At 60.3% G+C, this 15669-nt stretch carries 14 protein-coding genes; 9 read left to right on the top strand and 5 right to left on the bottom strand.

All coding sequences use genetic code 11. The features are described from left to right. Positions 1–46: 46 nt before the first annotated feature. The 9 genes from Q8K09_RS07205 (at position 47) to Q8K09_RS07165 (ending at position 9698) form a co-directional block, all read left to right on the top strand. On the top strand, positions 47–1210 hold the full coding sequence (locus tag Q8K09_RS07205) for a YCF48-related protein (RefSeq protein ID WP_305254288.1): 1164 nt from the start codon (positions 47–49) through the stop codon (positions 1208–1210). Next, positions 1194–3656 (top strand): RND family transporter, encoded by a 2463-nt coding sequence (locus Q8K09_RS07200; protein ID WP_305254287.1) that lies wholly within the window; start codon positions 1194–1196, stop codon positions 3654–3656. Before Q8K09_RS07205 ends, Q8K09_RS07200 begins: the two co-directional genes overlap by 17 nt. Continuing rightward, positions 3656–4456 (top strand): SDR family NAD(P)-dependent oxidoreductase, encoded by an 801-nt coding sequence (locus Q8K09_RS07195; RefSeq protein WP_305254286.1) that lies wholly within the window; start codon positions 3656–3658, stop codon positions 4454–4456. The genes Q8K09_RS07200 and Q8K09_RS07195 overlap by 1 nt, the downstream gene beginning before the upstream one ends. A 9-nt stretch (positions 4457–4465) precedes the next feature. Beyond that, positions 4466–5248, top strand: a complete 783-nt coding sequence (locus Q8K09_RS07190) for a ThuA domain-containing protein (protein ID WP_305254285.1) — start codon at positions 4466–4468, stop codon at positions 5246–5248. A gap of 62 nt (positions 5249–5310) precedes the next feature. Beyond that, positions 5311–6069 carry an SDR family NAD(P)-dependent oxidoreductase gene (locus Q8K09_RS07185; RefSeq protein WP_305254284.1) on the top strand — a complete coding sequence of 253 codons (759 nt, stop codon included), beginning with the start codon at positions 5311–5313 and terminating at the stop codon, positions 6067–6069. 25 nt (positions 6070–6094) lie between these two features. Then, entirely contained in the window at positions 6095–6709 is a 615-nt protein-coding gene (locus tag Q8K09_RS07180) for a glutathione S-transferase family protein (protein WP_305254283.1), read from the top strand. 11 nt (positions 6710–6720) lie between these two features. Next, positions 6721–7473: a glucose 1-dehydrogenase gene (locus tag Q8K09_RS07175; RefSeq protein ID WP_305254282.1), complete on the top strand. Its 753-nt coding sequence runs from the start codon at positions 6721–6723 to the stop codon at positions 7471–7473. 56 nt (positions 7474–7529) lie between these two features. Continuing rightward, a complete protein-coding gene (locus Q8K09_RS07170) occupies positions 7530–8555 on the top strand; it encodes an NADP-dependent oxidoreductase (RefSeq protein ID WP_305254281.1) in 1026 nt (341 codons plus the stop codon). A gap of 129 nt (positions 8556–8684) precedes the next feature. Beyond that, positions 8685–9698 carry an NADP-dependent oxidoreductase gene (locus Q8K09_RS07165; protein ID WP_305254280.1) on the top strand — a complete coding sequence of 338 codons (1014 nt, stop codon included), beginning with the start codon at positions 8685–8687 and terminating at the stop codon, positions 9696–9698. On the opposite strand, the gene Q8K09_RS07160 is transcribed toward Q8K09_RS07165, so the two are convergent. The 5 genes from Q8K09_RS07160 to Q8K09_RS07140 all read right to left on the bottom strand — a co-directional run bounded on the left by Q8K09_RS07160 (position 9695) and on the right by Q8K09_RS07140 (position 15536). After that, the gene (locus Q8K09_RS07160) at positions 9695–10315 is read right to left on the bottom strand and encodes a hypothetical protein (RefSeq protein ID WP_305254279.1); all 621 of its coding nucleotides are present in this window, start codon (positions 10313–10315) and stop codon (positions 9695–9697) included. The genes Q8K09_RS07165 and Q8K09_RS07160 overlap by 4 nt on opposite strands. Positions 10316–10419: 104 nt before the next feature. Continuing rightward, positions 10420–11817, bottom strand: coding sequence for a class II 3-deoxy-7-phosphoheptulonate synthase (locus Q8K09_RS07155; protein WP_305254278.1), 1398 nt, complete (start codon positions 11815–11817; stop codon positions 10420–10422). A 154-nt stretch (positions 11818–11971) separates the two neighbouring features. Then, on the bottom strand, positions 11972–13354 hold the full coding sequence (gene gor / locus Q8K09_RS07150; protein WP_305254277.1) for a glutathione-disulfide reductase: 1383 nt from the start codon (positions 13352–13354) through the stop codon (positions 11972–11974). A gap of 22 nt (positions 13355–13376) precedes the next feature. After that, positions 13377–14072, bottom strand: coding sequence for a ribose-5-phosphate isomerase RpiA (gene rpiA, locus Q8K09_RS07145; RefSeq protein ID WP_305254276.1), 696 nt, complete (start codon positions 14070–14072; stop codon positions 13377–13379). 3 nt (positions 14073–14075) lie between these two features. After that, positions 14076–15536 carry an NAD-dependent succinate-semialdehyde dehydrogenase gene (locus Q8K09_RS07140; RefSeq protein ID WP_305254275.1) on the bottom strand — a complete coding sequence of 487 codons (1461 nt, stop codon included), beginning with the start codon at positions 15534–15536 and terminating at the stop codon, positions 14076–14078. Positions 15537–15669: the final 133 nt, after the last annotated feature.

The following is a 15669-nucleotide window of genomic DNA, read 5'->3' as shown; positions in this document are numbered from 1 at the left end:
GCGTTAGCCCTGCTACTTCAGGAGCTGCTGTGTGAGGAGAGTTTCGATGCGAGTCTTTGCTATTTATTGCTGCAGGGTCTTCTTGCTGAGCACTTGGCTAATTGTCTGTGGTTATGCTCAGGCGTTTGAAGATCCGACGCAGGTTGCGGCGGCAATGAGTGAGAAAATGCTCATGAGTCCGCTGATCGCTGTTGCTATGGCTGGTGAGCGTACGGTGGCAGTCGGGCAGCGTGGTCATATTGCTCTTTCTGAGGATGGTGGTCATAGCTGGAAACAAGCTCAAGTGCCGGTCAGTAGTGATTTGGTAGCCGTGAGTTTTCCCACGGCGCAGCACGGCTGGGCCGTGGGCCATGGCGGGGTAGTCTTGCATAGCAAGGACGGTGGTTTAACCTGGGAGCGGCAACTGGATGGACATCAGGCATCCACGCTGATTCTTGAGTACTACACGGACAAAGCACGTGGTGGTGCGCTGGAAAATGCGCAACTGTTTATTGATCGCGAGCAAAGTTTGATTGGCTACGGCGGTACTCAGCCACTAATGGCGGTACATTTTCTTGATGAGAAAATCGGCTTTGTAGTCGGGCTGTTTAACCGGATTCTTAAAACGGTCGACGGGGGCAAGACTTGGGAGCCCTGGCTGCACCGAGTCGACAATCCGAATGAGCTGCATTTCTATTCGCTGAGCGATGATGCGAGGGCGCTCTATATCACCGGTGAGCAGGGCATGGTCTGGCGCATGGGTCTGGATGAAATGGCATTCGCTGCGATCCCAACCGACTATGCCGGCACCTTGTTCGGCGCGGCCAGTAATGGAAAAAGCCTGATCGCTTTTGGTATGCGTGGCAGTGTGTTTCGCTCGACCGATGAGGGCGCAAATTGGGTGCGTACCCCAATCGACAGTCAAGCTGGGATTACTGCAGGGGTGTTCTTACTAGGAGGGCATCTGCTGCTGACCAGTCTGGCTGGTGAAGTGGAGTTGAGTACGGATGAAGGTCAAAGTTTCACACGCGTGCAGCTGAAGAAGTCGATGCCGTTCTTTGACCTAGTTGCCAGGGTGGATGGCAACCTGACACTGGTCGGCGCGACTGGCGTACAGCGTGAAACGATGACGTTGTTGGCCATTAAAACCAAGGAATCGAGTGCTGTAGTCGAACGCTCTGCTGATCAGATGTCCACCTTGTTGGGAGCTGGCTATGGCTACCGTCACTAATGCAGAAAAAATGGATGTGATCAAAGATCTCAAGGACTTTGATGGTCGTTCAGGGAGCCTACTTGAGCAGCTGATCTTTAACAGCCGCGTGCTGATAATCATCAGTTGTGTGCTGATCACGTTGTTTCTCGGGCTGCAAGTGCGCGATCTGAAGATCGCGGCCAGTTACGAAAAGATGCTGCCGCACGGGCAGGAGTACATTAGGAATTTCCTTGATAACCGCAGCGAACTGCGCGGTCTCGGTGACTCGGTGCGCATTGTGGTTGAGGCCAAGGACGGCGATATATTCAATGCTGAGTATCTGGCCGAATTGGCCAAGATCAATGATGAGGTCTTCATCCTGCATGGTGTCGACCGGCCTTGGATGAAGTCGATCTTCACCCCCGTGGTGCGCTGGACTGAGGTCACCGAAGAGGGCTTTACCGGTGGACCGGTATTGCCCAATGACTACGACGGCTCAGCGCGTTCGATCGAAGACCTGCGCATCAACATCGGGCGTGCTGATGCAGTCGGCAGCCTAGTGGCGCATGACTATCGCTCCAGCATGATCATAGTGCCATTAATGGCCAGGGATGCTGAAGGTAAGACGGTGGATTACCAGGAGTTGTCGCAGTCGATCGAGGAGATCCGGCAGCGCTATGGTGAGGGTGAGAATGCAAAGGTCAACATCTATGTGATCGGTTTCGCCAAGATGATCGGTGACCTTATCGCTGGGCTGGAAAAGGTAGCGCTATTCTTCCTGGCTGCCGTGATTATTGCAGTAGCCATCATCTACTCTTACACCCGTTGCATCCGCAGTACGTTGCTGGTTCTGTGCTGTTCGATCATGGCGGTAGTTTGGCAATTAGGGCTTGTGGCGCTGTTTGGTTACAACCTCGATCCATTCTCCATGTTGGTGCCATTCCTAGTGTTTGCTATTGGCGTCAGCCATGGTGCGCAGAAAATGAATGGCATCATGCAGGACATTGGCAGGGGCACCCATCGTCTGGTCGCCGCCCGCTACACGTTTCGCCGCCTGTTCCTGGCCGGTATGACTGCGTTGTTGGCGGACGTGGTTGGCTTCGCCGTCTTGATGATTATCGATATTCCAGTGATTCGCGAACTGGCCCTGACCGCCAGTATCGGTGTTGGGGTGCTGATTTTCACCAACCTGATTCTTATCCCGGTATTACTTTCTTACGTCGGCGTTACACCCAAGGCGGCGCAACGCAGTTTGGCAGTGGAGCAAGCCGACTCCCAGCATGCATCGGGTTTCGGCCATGTATGGTTGACCCTCGAGCGGTTTACCGAGCGCCGCTGGGCTGTCGGTGCTTTGCTGGTTAGCTTCGCGCTGGGGAGCTGGGGTTTTATGACCTCGCTGCAACTGCAGGTCGGCGATCTGGATGCCGGTGCGCCTGAGCTGCGCCCGGACTCACGCTATAACCTGGACAATGCGTTCATAACTTCGCACTACAGTATTTCCAGCGATGTGTTCGCTGTGATGGTGAAGACCGGTGACGATGGCTGTCGCTCCTACGAGACTCTGACCGAGGTCGATCGCCTTGGTTGGGAACTATCTCAGGTCCCTGGCGTACAGCGAACTGCCTCGCTGGCGGACACCGTGCGCGGTTATACCTCCGGGATGTTCGAGGGCAATCCGAAATGGTCCACCATCAGTGATAATCAAGGCATCATCGATGCGCAAATTGGCAATGCGGTGTCCTGGAACTCAGAGTACCTGAACACCAGTTGCACGCTGACACCGGTCGTGGCTTACCTAGCCGACCACAAGGCTGAGACTCTTGATCGCGTCGTCAAGGTGGCTAGTGAGTTTGCCGCCAAACATGACACCGAGGATCGCAAATTCTTGCTGGCTGCGGGTAACTCCGGCGTCGACGCAGCGACCAATATCGTGGTCAAGGAAGCCAACCGGCAGATGTTGCTCTACGTCTATGCCGCCGTGGCTCTGCTGTGTCTGATCACCTTCCGTAGTTGGCGCGCTGTGATCGTGGCCTTGGTTCCACTGATTCTTACCTCGATCCTTGCCGAAGCGCTGATGGTCTATCTGGGGATCGGCATCAAGGTTGCGACCCTGCCAGTGGTTGCCTTGGGGGTTGGTATCGGAATCGACTATGCGATCTATCTACTGAGTATCCAGTTGGCCTTCCAGCGTACCGGGATGTCGGTGGCCGAAGCCTACAAGAAGGCACTGGCGACTACAGGCAAGGTGGTTGCACTGGTCGGCGTGACTCTGGCCGCCGGTGTGATTACCTGGGCTTGGTCGCCGATCAAGTTCCAGGCCGATATGGGCATTCTGCTGACCTTTATGTTTGCTTGGAACATGCTCGGCGCCCTGATCCTGGTACCGGCACTTTCCCACTTCCTGCTTCAGGGTGAATCCGCACGCATTAAGCGTGCGCCGCAGAACGATTCCAATGCTAATGCAGTCACAGGGGGAGCTATCTGATGCCAAGACTTCAAGACAAGATCGCACTGGTCATCGGTGCCGACAGCCATGACAACATGGGTCAGGACATTGCCCGGCGCTTTGTCGCCGAGGGGGCGAGGGTGGTGGTGGCAGGGCGTAATGTGGACGAAATGTCCCGCTTCGCCGATGAAATCAAGGGCTCGTATTTCCAGTGCGACATCACCAGCAAAACCGATCTGGCAGCCTTGACCGCCCATGTGCTGACCTGGGGCGGTGGGCTCGATATCGCGGTGAACACTGCGGGCTGGGGGTTGACCAAGGGTTTTCTTGAAACCTCTGAAGGCGAGCTGGAGAGGATTACCGCTCTGCAGTTTAAAGGCCCCTTCCTGTTCCTTCAGGCGGTGATCGAGGCGATGCATCGCGGCGGCTCGATCATTCAGATCAGCTCGGCCACGACCCAGGCGGTGATCGAGAACTACGCCGCCTATATTGGCACCAAGGCTGGTATTGACCATGTGCTGCGTTGCGTGGCCAATGAGTTCGGCAGTCGCGGTATCCGTGCCAACTCGATTTCCCCCGGCCTGACCGAAACGCCGATGACCGCGCAAGCTATGGCTACGCCGGGCGTGCATGAGTGTTTCCTCGGGCGCTATCCGTTGGGCCGTATCGGTACCAAGGCGGATATCGCTGCCGCCGCTGTGTGGCTGGCCAGCGATGAGTGTTTTATGACTGGTGAGAACCTGCAAATCAATGGTGGCCTGCAGTTGCGCGGCAATCCGACCAGTGCCGATGTGGGCGCTGCTGTGGCAAAGGCACTGGCTGCCAAAACTGACGCCTGAGGATCAGTCATGGAGCAGAGCAACGACATAGAAAGCAAACAAACAGGCAGAATTGATTGTGTTGTGGTGGCGGCCGGAAAATACCACGACATCGATTTCGCCCGCCTGGAGCTGCTCAAGCTGCTTGGCGAAAACCAGCGTATCCGTGTGCGGGTGTTCGAGGACTACGCAAACCTTACGGCTATTCAGGCGGCTGACTTTCTGCTGACCTACACCTGTGAAGTAATTCCCAGTCTGGAGCAGCAGGTCGCTCTGCGCGAATGGTTAGAGCTGGGTGGGCGCTGGTATGCGTTGCACGGCACCAACTCGATTTTGCGCTTTCTCGACAATGGCCAGGTGGACACCCCCGACTGGGCGCCGCACCTGATGGAGACACTGGGCTCGCAGTTTGCCGCGCATCCACCGATCGCGCCGTTCCGGGTCGAAGTGGCCAAGCCCGAGCACCCGCTGGTACGCGGCATCGAAGCGTTTGAGATCACCGACGAGCGCTACCTTATGGACATGACGGCCGAGGTCGAGGTGCTGCTGGATACCGCATTCGAGGGTGAAACCCCTGGATTCGTCCGTGATCAGTGGCGGGCCGAGCGCCATCCGGTGCTTTACCTGCGGCCATTGGGCAAAGGGGCCGTGCTCTACCTGACCCTCGGTCATTGTCGCGGGCATTACGACCTGCGGCCGCTGATGGACTTCTGGCCGCAGGTCGATCGCTGCGCCTGGGATCACCCAATGTTCTACGAACTGCTGCGTCGCGGCCTGAACTGGGCGGCACGCCTTGATCAGCCTACGAATTAACTACGACTACGACTACGACCGGCATGCGTCGGTCAATCAACTTACGCTGAGGAGCTAAATCAATGGATCTCGGACTTCGCGGGAAAAAAGTCATCATCAATGGCGGCAGCCGCGGTATCGGTCGTGCAGCCCTGGAGCTTTATGCGCAAGAAGGCTGCGACATCGCCTTCTTCTCCCGTGACGCGCAGCGCGTTGCGGACACGGTGAAAGCGCTGCAGGCGCATGGGGTCAAGGTCTATGGCGATGCCTTTGACATGAACGACGGCGAGGCCTATGTGACCTGGCTGAATTCTGCGGTAGAGCGCCTGGGGGGCTGCGATATCTTCATCCACAACGCCAGTTCTTCGGGTGCCCAGGGCACTATGGATTGGGACATGAGCTTCCGTCTCGACATGATGGGCGCCGTGACCGGCTGCCAGACGCTTGAAGAAGCTCTGTCTGCCAGCAAGGAAGGCTCGGTAATTCTGATGTCGAGTACCGCTGCGGTGGAAACCTTTATCTATCCGCAAGCGTTCAATGCCATCAAGGCGGCGATCATCACCTACGGCAAACAGCTATCGCAGTTGTGGGCGGCGAAGAATATTCGCGTCAACATGATCTGCCCCGGCCCGGTCGAATACCCGGGTGGCAACTGGACGGCGATCAAGGAAGCAATGCCCGAGCTGTATGCCAAGACCCTGTCTGAAATGCCCTTGGGCCGCTTTGGCAAGGTCGAGGACGTGGCTCGCTCGATGGTCTTCTTGTCCAGCCCGATGGCGTCCTACATCACCGGCAGCAACCTGATCATCGATGGCGGTTATACCAAGCGCGTGCAGTTCTGAGCCGCTGAGCTAGGGAGTCGAGTGGATGAAGCTCTACAGTTCGATCGGGCCCAATCCGCGGTTGGTTAGGATGTTCGCCGCGGAGAAGGGCATCCAGTTGGAGATAGTCGACGTCGATATCATCGGTGGCGAAAATCGCCAAGCAGGTTTCCTCGCGCTCAACCCGAGCGGTACCACGCCGGTTCTTGAGTTGGGCACCGGCCAGGTTATCAGCGAGACCACCGCGATTTGCGAATACCTGGAAGAGATTTTTCCGTGTCCCCCGTTGATCGGCACGACAGTCCTGCAGCGGGCGCAGACGCGCATGTGGTTGCGGCGGGTCGACCAGGCGGTGGTTCAGCCAATGACTGCGGGATTTCGTGCCGCCGAAGGCTTCGAGCTGTTCAAGAACCGTGTGCGGTGCTACCCGCAGGCTGCCGATCAGCTGAAGCTGGCTGCTGGCGAGGGGCTGTGCTGGCTGGATGAGCAGCTAGGCACGCAAACCTTCATTTGCGGCGAGCGTCTGACGGTGGCCGACCTGTTGCTATTCTGCTTTCTGGAATTCGGTGCGCAGGTCGGACAGGGGCTCAATAGTGGACGTTGTGGCAATTTAGCCCGCTGGCATGCCGCCATGGGATCACGTGTGAGTGCACTGAGCTAAGGGAGCGGGTCATGCAGTTCAAAGACAAAGTGGTGCTGGTAACAGGGGCTGCTTCGGGCATCGGCGCTGCCACGGCACAGGCCTTCGCCCGTGCAGGTGCCTGGGTGATGCTGGCGGATATCAGTGACGACCAGGGCCAACAGTGCTTGGCGCAGATCGAGGCAGCGGGCGGGCGGGCTGCGTTTCGTGCCGTTGACGTGACCCAGGCCGAGCAGATGCGCGAGCTGATTGCCGAGACCGTGCGGCGTTGGGGGCGGTTGGATATTGTCCACAACAACGCAGGTATCAGTGGCGGTTACGCCCTGACTGCCGATGTGGTCGAAGCCGAGTTCGATCAGATCGTCGCGGTCAACTTCAAGGCGGTCTGGCTGTGCATGAAGTACTCCATCGAACAGATGCTCAAGCAGGGTGGCGGTGTGATCGTCAACACCGCATCAGCATTGAGCCTTACGGTGTTGCCAGGTTCGGCACCCTATAACGCGACCAAGCATGCGGTGGCGGGGCTGACCAAAACCGCAGCAGTTGAATATGCTCGGCATAACGTGCGGATCAATGCGATCTGCCCTGGAGTTATCCGCACTGCCATGTTGCAGAACCGTCTGGATGTCGATGAATTGCTGCCTAAACTAACGGCCCTGCATCCGGTCGGGCGTCTCGGTGAAGTTGATGAAGTGACTCAGGCGGTGCTCTGGCTGGCGTCCGATGCGGCGTCTTTCATGCATGGCAGCTTGGTCAGCATCGATGGTGGCTGGACGGCTCAATAGCCCTCACTTCCATGTGAGCGGCAAACCGAACAATAAGAGAATCCGCTGTGAAAAAATTGCTCAATCGCCAGTTGTATCTGCACGCCCGACCACAGGGCATTCCGACCCCCGAGCACATTCACTTGCGCGAAGTGCCGGTTAGCCGTCCTGGACCAGGCCAGGTGCTTCTGGAAAACCTCTATTTGTCGATGGATCCGGCCATTCGTGGCTGGATGAGCGAGAAAGCTAGCTACTTTGCGCCGATTGCTCTGGGCGAGGCCATTCGAGGTTCGACCCTGGGTCGGGTCATCGAAAGCCGTCATCCGGATTTTCGTGAAGGCGACCATGTTGTGGGGATTGCCTGTAACGCCTGGGAAGACTTCAGCGTGGTGGGTGGCGAGCAGGTCTACAAAGTCAGTACTGACAATGGCTTTCCGTTGAACTATCACGTGAGCATTTTTAGCGCGGTGGGCCTGACGCCCTATTTTGGCGTGCTGGAAATAGGTAAACCGCAACTCGGCGAGACTGCCTTGATCAGCGCTGCCGCCGGTGCTTGCGGCTCGCTGGCCGGGCAGATCGCCAAGCTCAAGGGCTGCCGGGTGGTGGGTATAGCCGGTAGCGACGAGAAGTGCCGCTGGATCGTCGAGGAGCTGGGATTCGACGCCGCGATCAACTACAAGACCTGCGGCGACCTGACGAAGGCGGTGGCCGATGCTTTCCCGAAAGGCATCGACGTCTATTTCGAAAATGTGGGCGGCAAGCACCTCGAAGCCGCGATCAACGCAATGCGGGTGAACGGGCGGGCGGCGCTGTGCGGCATGATCGAGCAGTACAACGATACCGAGCCGCGGCCGGGCCCGACGAACCTCATCCAGATCGTCGGCAAGAGCCTGCGCCTGCAGGGCTTCATCGTTTCCAACTATTTCCAGCACCTGCCGGAATTCTTCGCCGAGATGGGTCCGCTCATCAAAGGCGGCAAGATGAAGTGGGAAGAGACGGTGGAAGACGGCATCGAGAATGCCCCGAAGGCGTTCCTCAATCTCTTCAAGGGTGCGAATTTCGGCAAGATGCTGGTGAAGATCGGACCGGACAAGGCGGTCTGATAAACAAGAACGTCATTGCGAGCGCAAGCGAAGCAATCCAGAGCGGCAAGCGCAGCGGCTGCGGCCCCCTGGATTGCTTCGTCGCTTCGCTCCTCGCAATGACGAAGAGAAGTGAGGGAGGAACAAAAAATGCCAACAAAAGCGAAACGCTGGGTGCTGGCGTCACGGCCGGAGGGGAAGCCGAGGGCGGAGAATTTCCGGCTGGAGGATGTGACGCTGCCGGATATCGGCGAGCACGAGATTCTCATCCGCACGGAGTTTCACTCCGTCGATCCCGGCATGCGCGGGCGGCTTTCGGGCGACAGCTACACGGCGGCGCTGCCGGTGGGCGAGACCATCGACAGCGCGATGGTGGGCGTGGTCGAGGCGTCGAACAACGAGAAGTTCAAGCCGGGCGACCGGGTGACGGGCGGCTTCGGCTGGGTGACACATGCGGTGTCGAACGGGCGTGGCGTGCAGGTACTGGCGCCGGAGATGTTTCACGGGAAGCTCAGGCCGACCGCGGCCATCGGCGTGCTCGGCATTCCGGGGCTGACTTCCTATTTCGGGTTGCTGGAACTCGGGAGCCCGAAGGAAGGCGACACGGTGCTGATTTCATCGGCGGCCGGGCCCGTCGGCGCGACGGCCGGGCAGATCGCGAAGATGAAGGGCTGCAGGGTCGTCGGCATCGCGGGCTCGAAGGAGAAATGCGACTATGTGAAGGGTCTCGGTTTCGACGAGTGCTTCTCCTATCGCGGCGCCGATTTGCGCGCGGCGATCAAAGGTGCCTGCCCCGAGGGTGTCGATATCTATTTCGACAATGTGGGCGGCGAGATGCTGGACGCCGCGATCCTCAACATGAAGGAACATGGGCGGATCGTCGTTTCGGGCCAGGTGAGCGAATACAACCGGGCGGATGACGAACTCGTCGGTATCCGCAACGTGACGCGCTTCATCACGCACCGGCTGCGGATGGAGGGGCTGGTGGTGTTCGACTATTTCAAGCGGTTCCGCGAGGCGCAGGCCGAGATGGCCGGATGGATCCACGAGGGCAAGCTTCAGTATACGGAAGATGTGTCCGAAGGGATCGAGGGATCGGCGGCGGCCTTCATCGGGCTGTTCGAGGGGGAGAATCTGGGGCGGCGGCTTATCAAGGTCAGCTAGAATTCGTGGCGCAGGCCGACACTGATGAAGTTCGAGGCATCGGTGACACCATTGAACGCGCCGAAGACGCCGGAGCGATGCTGAAGCCGGGTGACCAGCGATGTTTCGGGATGAGCTGGCAGCGCGAATGTGGCCTGCAGGTTGAACTGGTTCAGCACGCGCGAACGGCTGCCATCCGGCTGGCGCTCCAGCTCGGGATAGCGGCTCGTGTATGAGGGGCCCATGCCGACGGCGAAGGTGGTGGCGAGATAATCGTTCCACGGGAAGCGATGCCAGCGCGCATAAGCCGCCGTTCCGATCTCGTGATAGTCTTCGCGGCCGAAGTGCCATGCATACATGAGTTCGGCCTCGAAACTGAGCGAAGTGCCGTACCAGCCGAGAAGGCGCGAGGCGGCGGCGGAGACGATGTTGTCGTCGGTCTTGTCGACAATGAAAAAGTTTTCCACCACGTCGCTGAAATTGTCTTCCGTGCCCTCGCCGAAAAAGACCGAGACGGCATGAAGCCGGTCTTCCGGGCCGGGCGCGCGGAACCCGCTCGCCTGTGCAGGGACGGCGCAGAGGAAGACGAGCGCGGCGGGCAGAAGATGAAGGAATTTCAGTCGGGATGAAGGGGTCACGGGCGTTCCCTGTTTTATCCCCCTTCCCTTTTCTACCGCGCATGAGCGCAAAGAAAAAGGCCCGGATCGCTCCGGGCCTTTTAATTTTAATCCGTGTGCCGCCGTTACCACGCACCCAAGGCGGCAACGGAGCCGCTCTCGCGCTGGGCTTCCATGCGCTCCTTCTTCAGGCCTTCGGCGATGAGGAAGGCGAGTTCCAGCGATTGGCTGGCGTTAAGGCGCGGGTCGCAATGCGTGTGGTAGCGGTCGCCGAGTTGCGTTTCCGAAATCGCCTGCGCGCCGCCGATGCATTCGGTGACGTTCTGGCCGGTCATCTCGAAATGGACGCCGCCGGCATGGGTGCCTTCGGCGCGGTGCACGGCCATGAAGGCCTGCACCTCGGCGAGGATGCGGTCCACGGGGCGCGTCTTGTAGCCGGACGACGCCTTGATCGTGTTGCCGTGCATCGGGTCGCAGGACCAGACCACCTTCTTGCCCTCACGCTCGATGGCGCGGATGAGCTGCGGCAGGTGTTTCTCGACATTCTCCGCGCCGAAGCGGCAGATGAGCGTCAGGCGGCCCGGCTCGTTCTTCGGATTGAGAATATCGGTGAGACGCACAAGCTCCTCGGGATCGAGCGAGGGGCCGCATTTCATGCCGATCGGGTTCTTGATGCCGCGCATGTATTCGACATGGCCGTGATCGGGCTGGCGCGTGCGGTCGCCGATCCAGAGCATGTGGGCGGAGGTGTCGTACCAGTCGCCCGTGGTCGAATCGATGCGCGTCATCGCCTGCTCGTAGCCGAGCAGCAGGGCCTCGTGGCTGGTGTAGAAATCCGTCGTGTGAAGCTGATGCTGCGTGGCGCTGTCGATGCCGCAGGCGCGCATGAAGTCGAGCGCCTCCGTGATGCGGTTCGCGAGTTCCTCGTAGCGCGCACCTTCGGCACTGTCGGAGACGAAGCCCAGATTCCAGCGATGCACGAAATCGAGATCGGCATAGCCGCCATTCGCGAAGGCGCGGATGAGGTTCAGCGTCGAGGCCGATTGCGAGTAGGCCCGGAGCAGCCTTTCTGGGTCCGGCACGCGCGACTTCTCGTCGAACTCGATGCCGTTGATGTTGTCGCCGAGATAGGACGGCAGCGTGACGTCGCCGATGGTCTCGGTGGCGGACGAACGCGGCTTCGCGAACTGGCCGGCGATGCGGCCGACCTTCACGACCGGCGAGGCGGCGGCGAAGGTGAGCACGACCGCCATCTGCAGCAGCACACGGAACGTGTCGCGGATATTGTCGGCGGAGAATTCGGCGAAGCTCTCGGCGCAATCGCCGCCCTGGAGGAGGAATGCACGGCCCTCGCAGACCTCGGCGAGGTCTGCCTTCAGCTTGCGGGCCTCACCTGCAAAAACGAGCGGCGGATAGGAGCGCAGACGCGCTTCCACGGCGGCCAGAGCCGCTTCATCCGGGTAGCTCGGGAGATGCTTCGCGGGTTTGGCGCGCCAGCTCTCCGGTTTCCAGGTATCAGCCATCGTCTTCTCTCCGAAACGCAAGAAAGCGCGCGGGCTTCGGGGCTGATGCCCGGCGGCGCCGCACGCTCCTCATATGGAAGGCGGAGTTATAGGCCACAAGGGCTCTAAAGGGAAGCCTAAGCCCTTGATCCGGTTCAGGGACGTGGAAAAGCGGTTAATCCGCCGCCTTGACCACGGGGGCCTGCCATTTCTCCTTCAGGGTCACCAGTTCCTCGGCCGCCGTGGGGTGGACGGCGATGGTCATGTCGAACTGGGCCTTGGTGGCGCCCATGGTGACGGCGATGCCGACGGCCTGGATGAGTTCGCCGGAGGATGGGCCCATCAGGTGGACGCCGAGCATCTTGCCCGATTTCGCGTCGACGACGAGCTTCATGAAGGTCTTTTCCTGCGAACCCGAAAGCGTCGCCTTCAGGGGGCGGAAGGCGGTCTTGTAAATGTCGACCTCGTCATATTGCTCGCGGGCCTGCGCCTCGGTGAGGCCGACGGTGCCCATTTCCGGCTGGGAGAAGATGGCCGTCGGGATGATCGAGTGATCGACCCTGGTGGGCCGGTCGCCGAAGACGGTGTCGGCGAATGCGTGGCCCTCGCGGATGGCGACGGGGGTGAGGTTGGCGCGGTCGGTGACATCGCCGACGGCATAGATGTTGTCGACGGAGGACTTCGAATAATCGTCGACGATCACCTCGCCCGCCATGCCGAGCTGCACGCCGACTTCCTCGAGGCCGAGATCTTTCGTGTTCGGGTTGCGGCCGGTCGCATACATGACGGCGTCGGTCTTCAACTCGTCGCCATTCGTGAGCTTGACGTGAAGCTCGCCGTCCTTCTTCTCGATGGCGGCGATGTCGCTGTTCATGCGGAGATCGACGCCCTTTTTGCTCATCTCCTCCTGCAGCAACTCCCGCAGATCGTTGTCGAAACCGCGCATGAAGAGCGAGCCGCGATAGAGCTGCATCGTCTGCACGCCGAGACCGTTGAAGATGCCGGCGAATTCGACCGCGATGTAGCCGCCGCCAACGACGATGACGCGCTTCGGCAGCTCTTCCAGATGGAAGGCTTCGTTGGAGGTGATCGCGTGTTCGATGCCCGGAATGTCCGGCAGGAAGGGAGCGGCACCGACCGCGACGAGGATTTTATCCGCGGTGACATCGCGCTTCTCGCCGACGAGATGCACCGTATGCGCGTCTTTCAGCGTGGCGCGGCACTCGATGATCTCGACGCCGGCCTTTTCGAGATTGCGGATGTAGATGCCGTTCAGGCGGTCGATTTCCTTGTCCTTGTTGGCGACGAGCGTCTTCCAGTCGAAGGAGGTTTCGCCGACGGTCCAGCCGAAGCCTTTCGCTTCCTCGAAATCTTCCGAGAAGTGGCTTGCATAGACGAAGAGCTTTTTCGGGACGCAGCCGCGAATGACGCAGGTGCCGCCGACGCGATATTCCTCGGCGACCGCGACCTTCGCGCCGTGGTTCGCCGCGATGCGGGCCGCGCGCACGCCGCCGGAGCCCGCGCCAATGACGAAGAGATCGTAGTCGTATTCGGTCATGCCGCCGGCTCCGCTTTTCCTATTACGCCTCGATGATATCGGTGCCCTTGTCCGTTCCGACAATGGCCAAAGCGGCGATGCCGATAAACAAGCCGTTATCGACGACACCCGCTATGCGGTTCAACGCCGCGGCGAGGCCGTCCGGATCCGGAATGGAGCCGAAGTCGCAGTCGTAGATGAAGTTTTCGCTGTCGGTGAAGAAGGGCTCGCCATATTCGTCGGCGCGGCGGGACATCCTGCCGGTGCAGCCATGGGCGCTCGCGACTTCCGCGATCTTGCGGGCCGTCACGGCGGCACCGAAGGGGATCACCTCGACGGGAAGCGGGAAAGCGCCGAGCGTCTTCACGAGCTTCGAGGCATCGGCGATGACGATCATGCGGTCCGACGCCGTGGCGACGATCTTTTCGCGCAGCAGCGCGCCGCCGCCGCCCTTGATGAGACGGAGCTTGCCGTCGAGTTCGTCCGCGCCGTCGACGGTGATGTCGAGATGCGGCGTGTCGTCGAGATTGGTGAGCGGAATGCCGAGGCTGGCGGCGAGCTTGCCCGTGCGCTCCGATGTCGGCACGCCGACGACATCGAGGCCCGCCTTCACCTTTTCACCCAGCGCGCGCACGAAATGTTCCGCCGTGGAACCGGTGCCGAGGCCGAGCTTCATTCCGGGCTTCACATAGTCGAGCGCGCGGACAGCCGCCGCCTTCTTCTGATCGTCAGCGTTCATGTCTCAGAGCCCCGCCATTGCAACATATTTCACTTCGAGGAATTCCTCGATCCCCCACGGACCGCCTTCGCGGCCGACGCCGGACTCCTTGAAGCCGCCGAAGGGCGCGAGCTCCGTGGAAATCAATCCAGCATTGACGCCGACCAGGCCGCATTCCAGCGCCTCCGCGACGCGCCAAACGCGGCCGATGTCGCGGCTGTAAAAATACGAAGCGAGACCGAACGGCGTGTCATTCGCCATTTCGATGGCCTCTTCCTCCGTTTCGAAGCGGAAGACGGGCGCGAGGGGCCCGAAGGTTTCCTCCCGCGCGGCCTTCATATCGCGTTTCATGCCGGCGATGACGGTCGGTTCGAAGAAGGTGCCGCCCTTCGCGTGGCGCTTGCCGCCGGTGAGAACTTTCGCGCCACCCGCGACGGCATCCGCGACATGCTCCTCGACCTTTTCGACGGCCGCCATTTCGATCAGCGGACCTTGCACGACGCCTTCCTCGAAACCGGAGCCGACTTTCAGCATGGCGACTTTCGCCGTGAGCTTCTCGACGAATTCGTCGTAGACGCCCGCCTGCACGAGGAAACGGTTGGTGCAGATGCAGGTCTGGCCGGTGTTGCGGTATTTCGAAGCGACCGCACCTTCGACCGCCGCGTCGACATCGGCGTCGTCGAAAACGATGAAAGGCGCGTTGCCGCCAAGCTCCAGCGAAATCTTTTTCACGGTGGATGCCGATTGCCGCATCAGGTCCTTGCCGATCTCCGTGGAGCCGGTGAAGGTCACCTTGCGGACGATGCCGCTCGACGTCATCTCGCCGCCGATCTCGCCCGCCTTGCCGGTGACGACGCTGAGAAGACCGCCGGGAAGCCCGGCGCGTTCGGCGAGTTCGGCAAGCGCGAAGGCGGAGAGCGGCGTCATGGTGGCGGGTTTCACCACCATTGCGCAGCCGGCGGCGAGCGCCGGTGCGACCTTCCGCGTGATCATGGCGGCGGGGAAGTTCCAGGGCGTGATGGCAGCGCAGACGCCGACGGGCTGTTTCAGGACGACGATACGGCGGTCTGCCGTCGGCGCGGGGACGATGGAGCCGTAAACGCGCTTCGCCTCCTCGGCGTAGAATTCGATGAAGGCGGCGGCGTAGGCGATTTCGCCTTTCGCCTCGGCGAGCGGCTTGCCCTGCTCCGCCGTGAGGATCGCCGCGAGATCGTCCTGGTTCGCCATCATGAGGTCGAACCAGCGGCGCAAGATCGCACCGCGTTCCTTTGCGGGACGGGCGGCCCATGATTTTTGCGCGATCTCCGCGGCCTCGATGGCGGCCTTCGTTTCCGCAGCACCGAGCGAGGGCACGGTGGCGATCACGCCGCCCGTCGCCGGATCCAGCACGTCGATCTGCTTCGCGCCTTCCCCCACCCATTTGCCGCCGATGTAGCAGCGGGTCTTGAGCAATGTCTTGTCCTTTAGGCGCGAGGCGAGCGGCATGGGAAATCCTCGGAAATGTGGGAGCCTGGCAAGCTTTCTTGCGTTTCCTTGCCTGCACGCGTCATATAGGCAGCGGGGGCGAGAATGGATATATCCTTGTTAGCATCCCCGGACGGGTCGCGGAAAGAGCCCG

Origin of the sequence: Pseudomonas sp., assembly GCF_030683065.1 — a bacterium.
Lineage (GTDB): Bacteria > Pseudomonadota > Gammaproteobacteria > Pseudomonadales > Pseudomonadaceae > Aquipseudomonas.
Note: the sequence above shows the minus strand (reverse complement) of the source record. Positions and strands in the feature narration are given on the sequence as shown.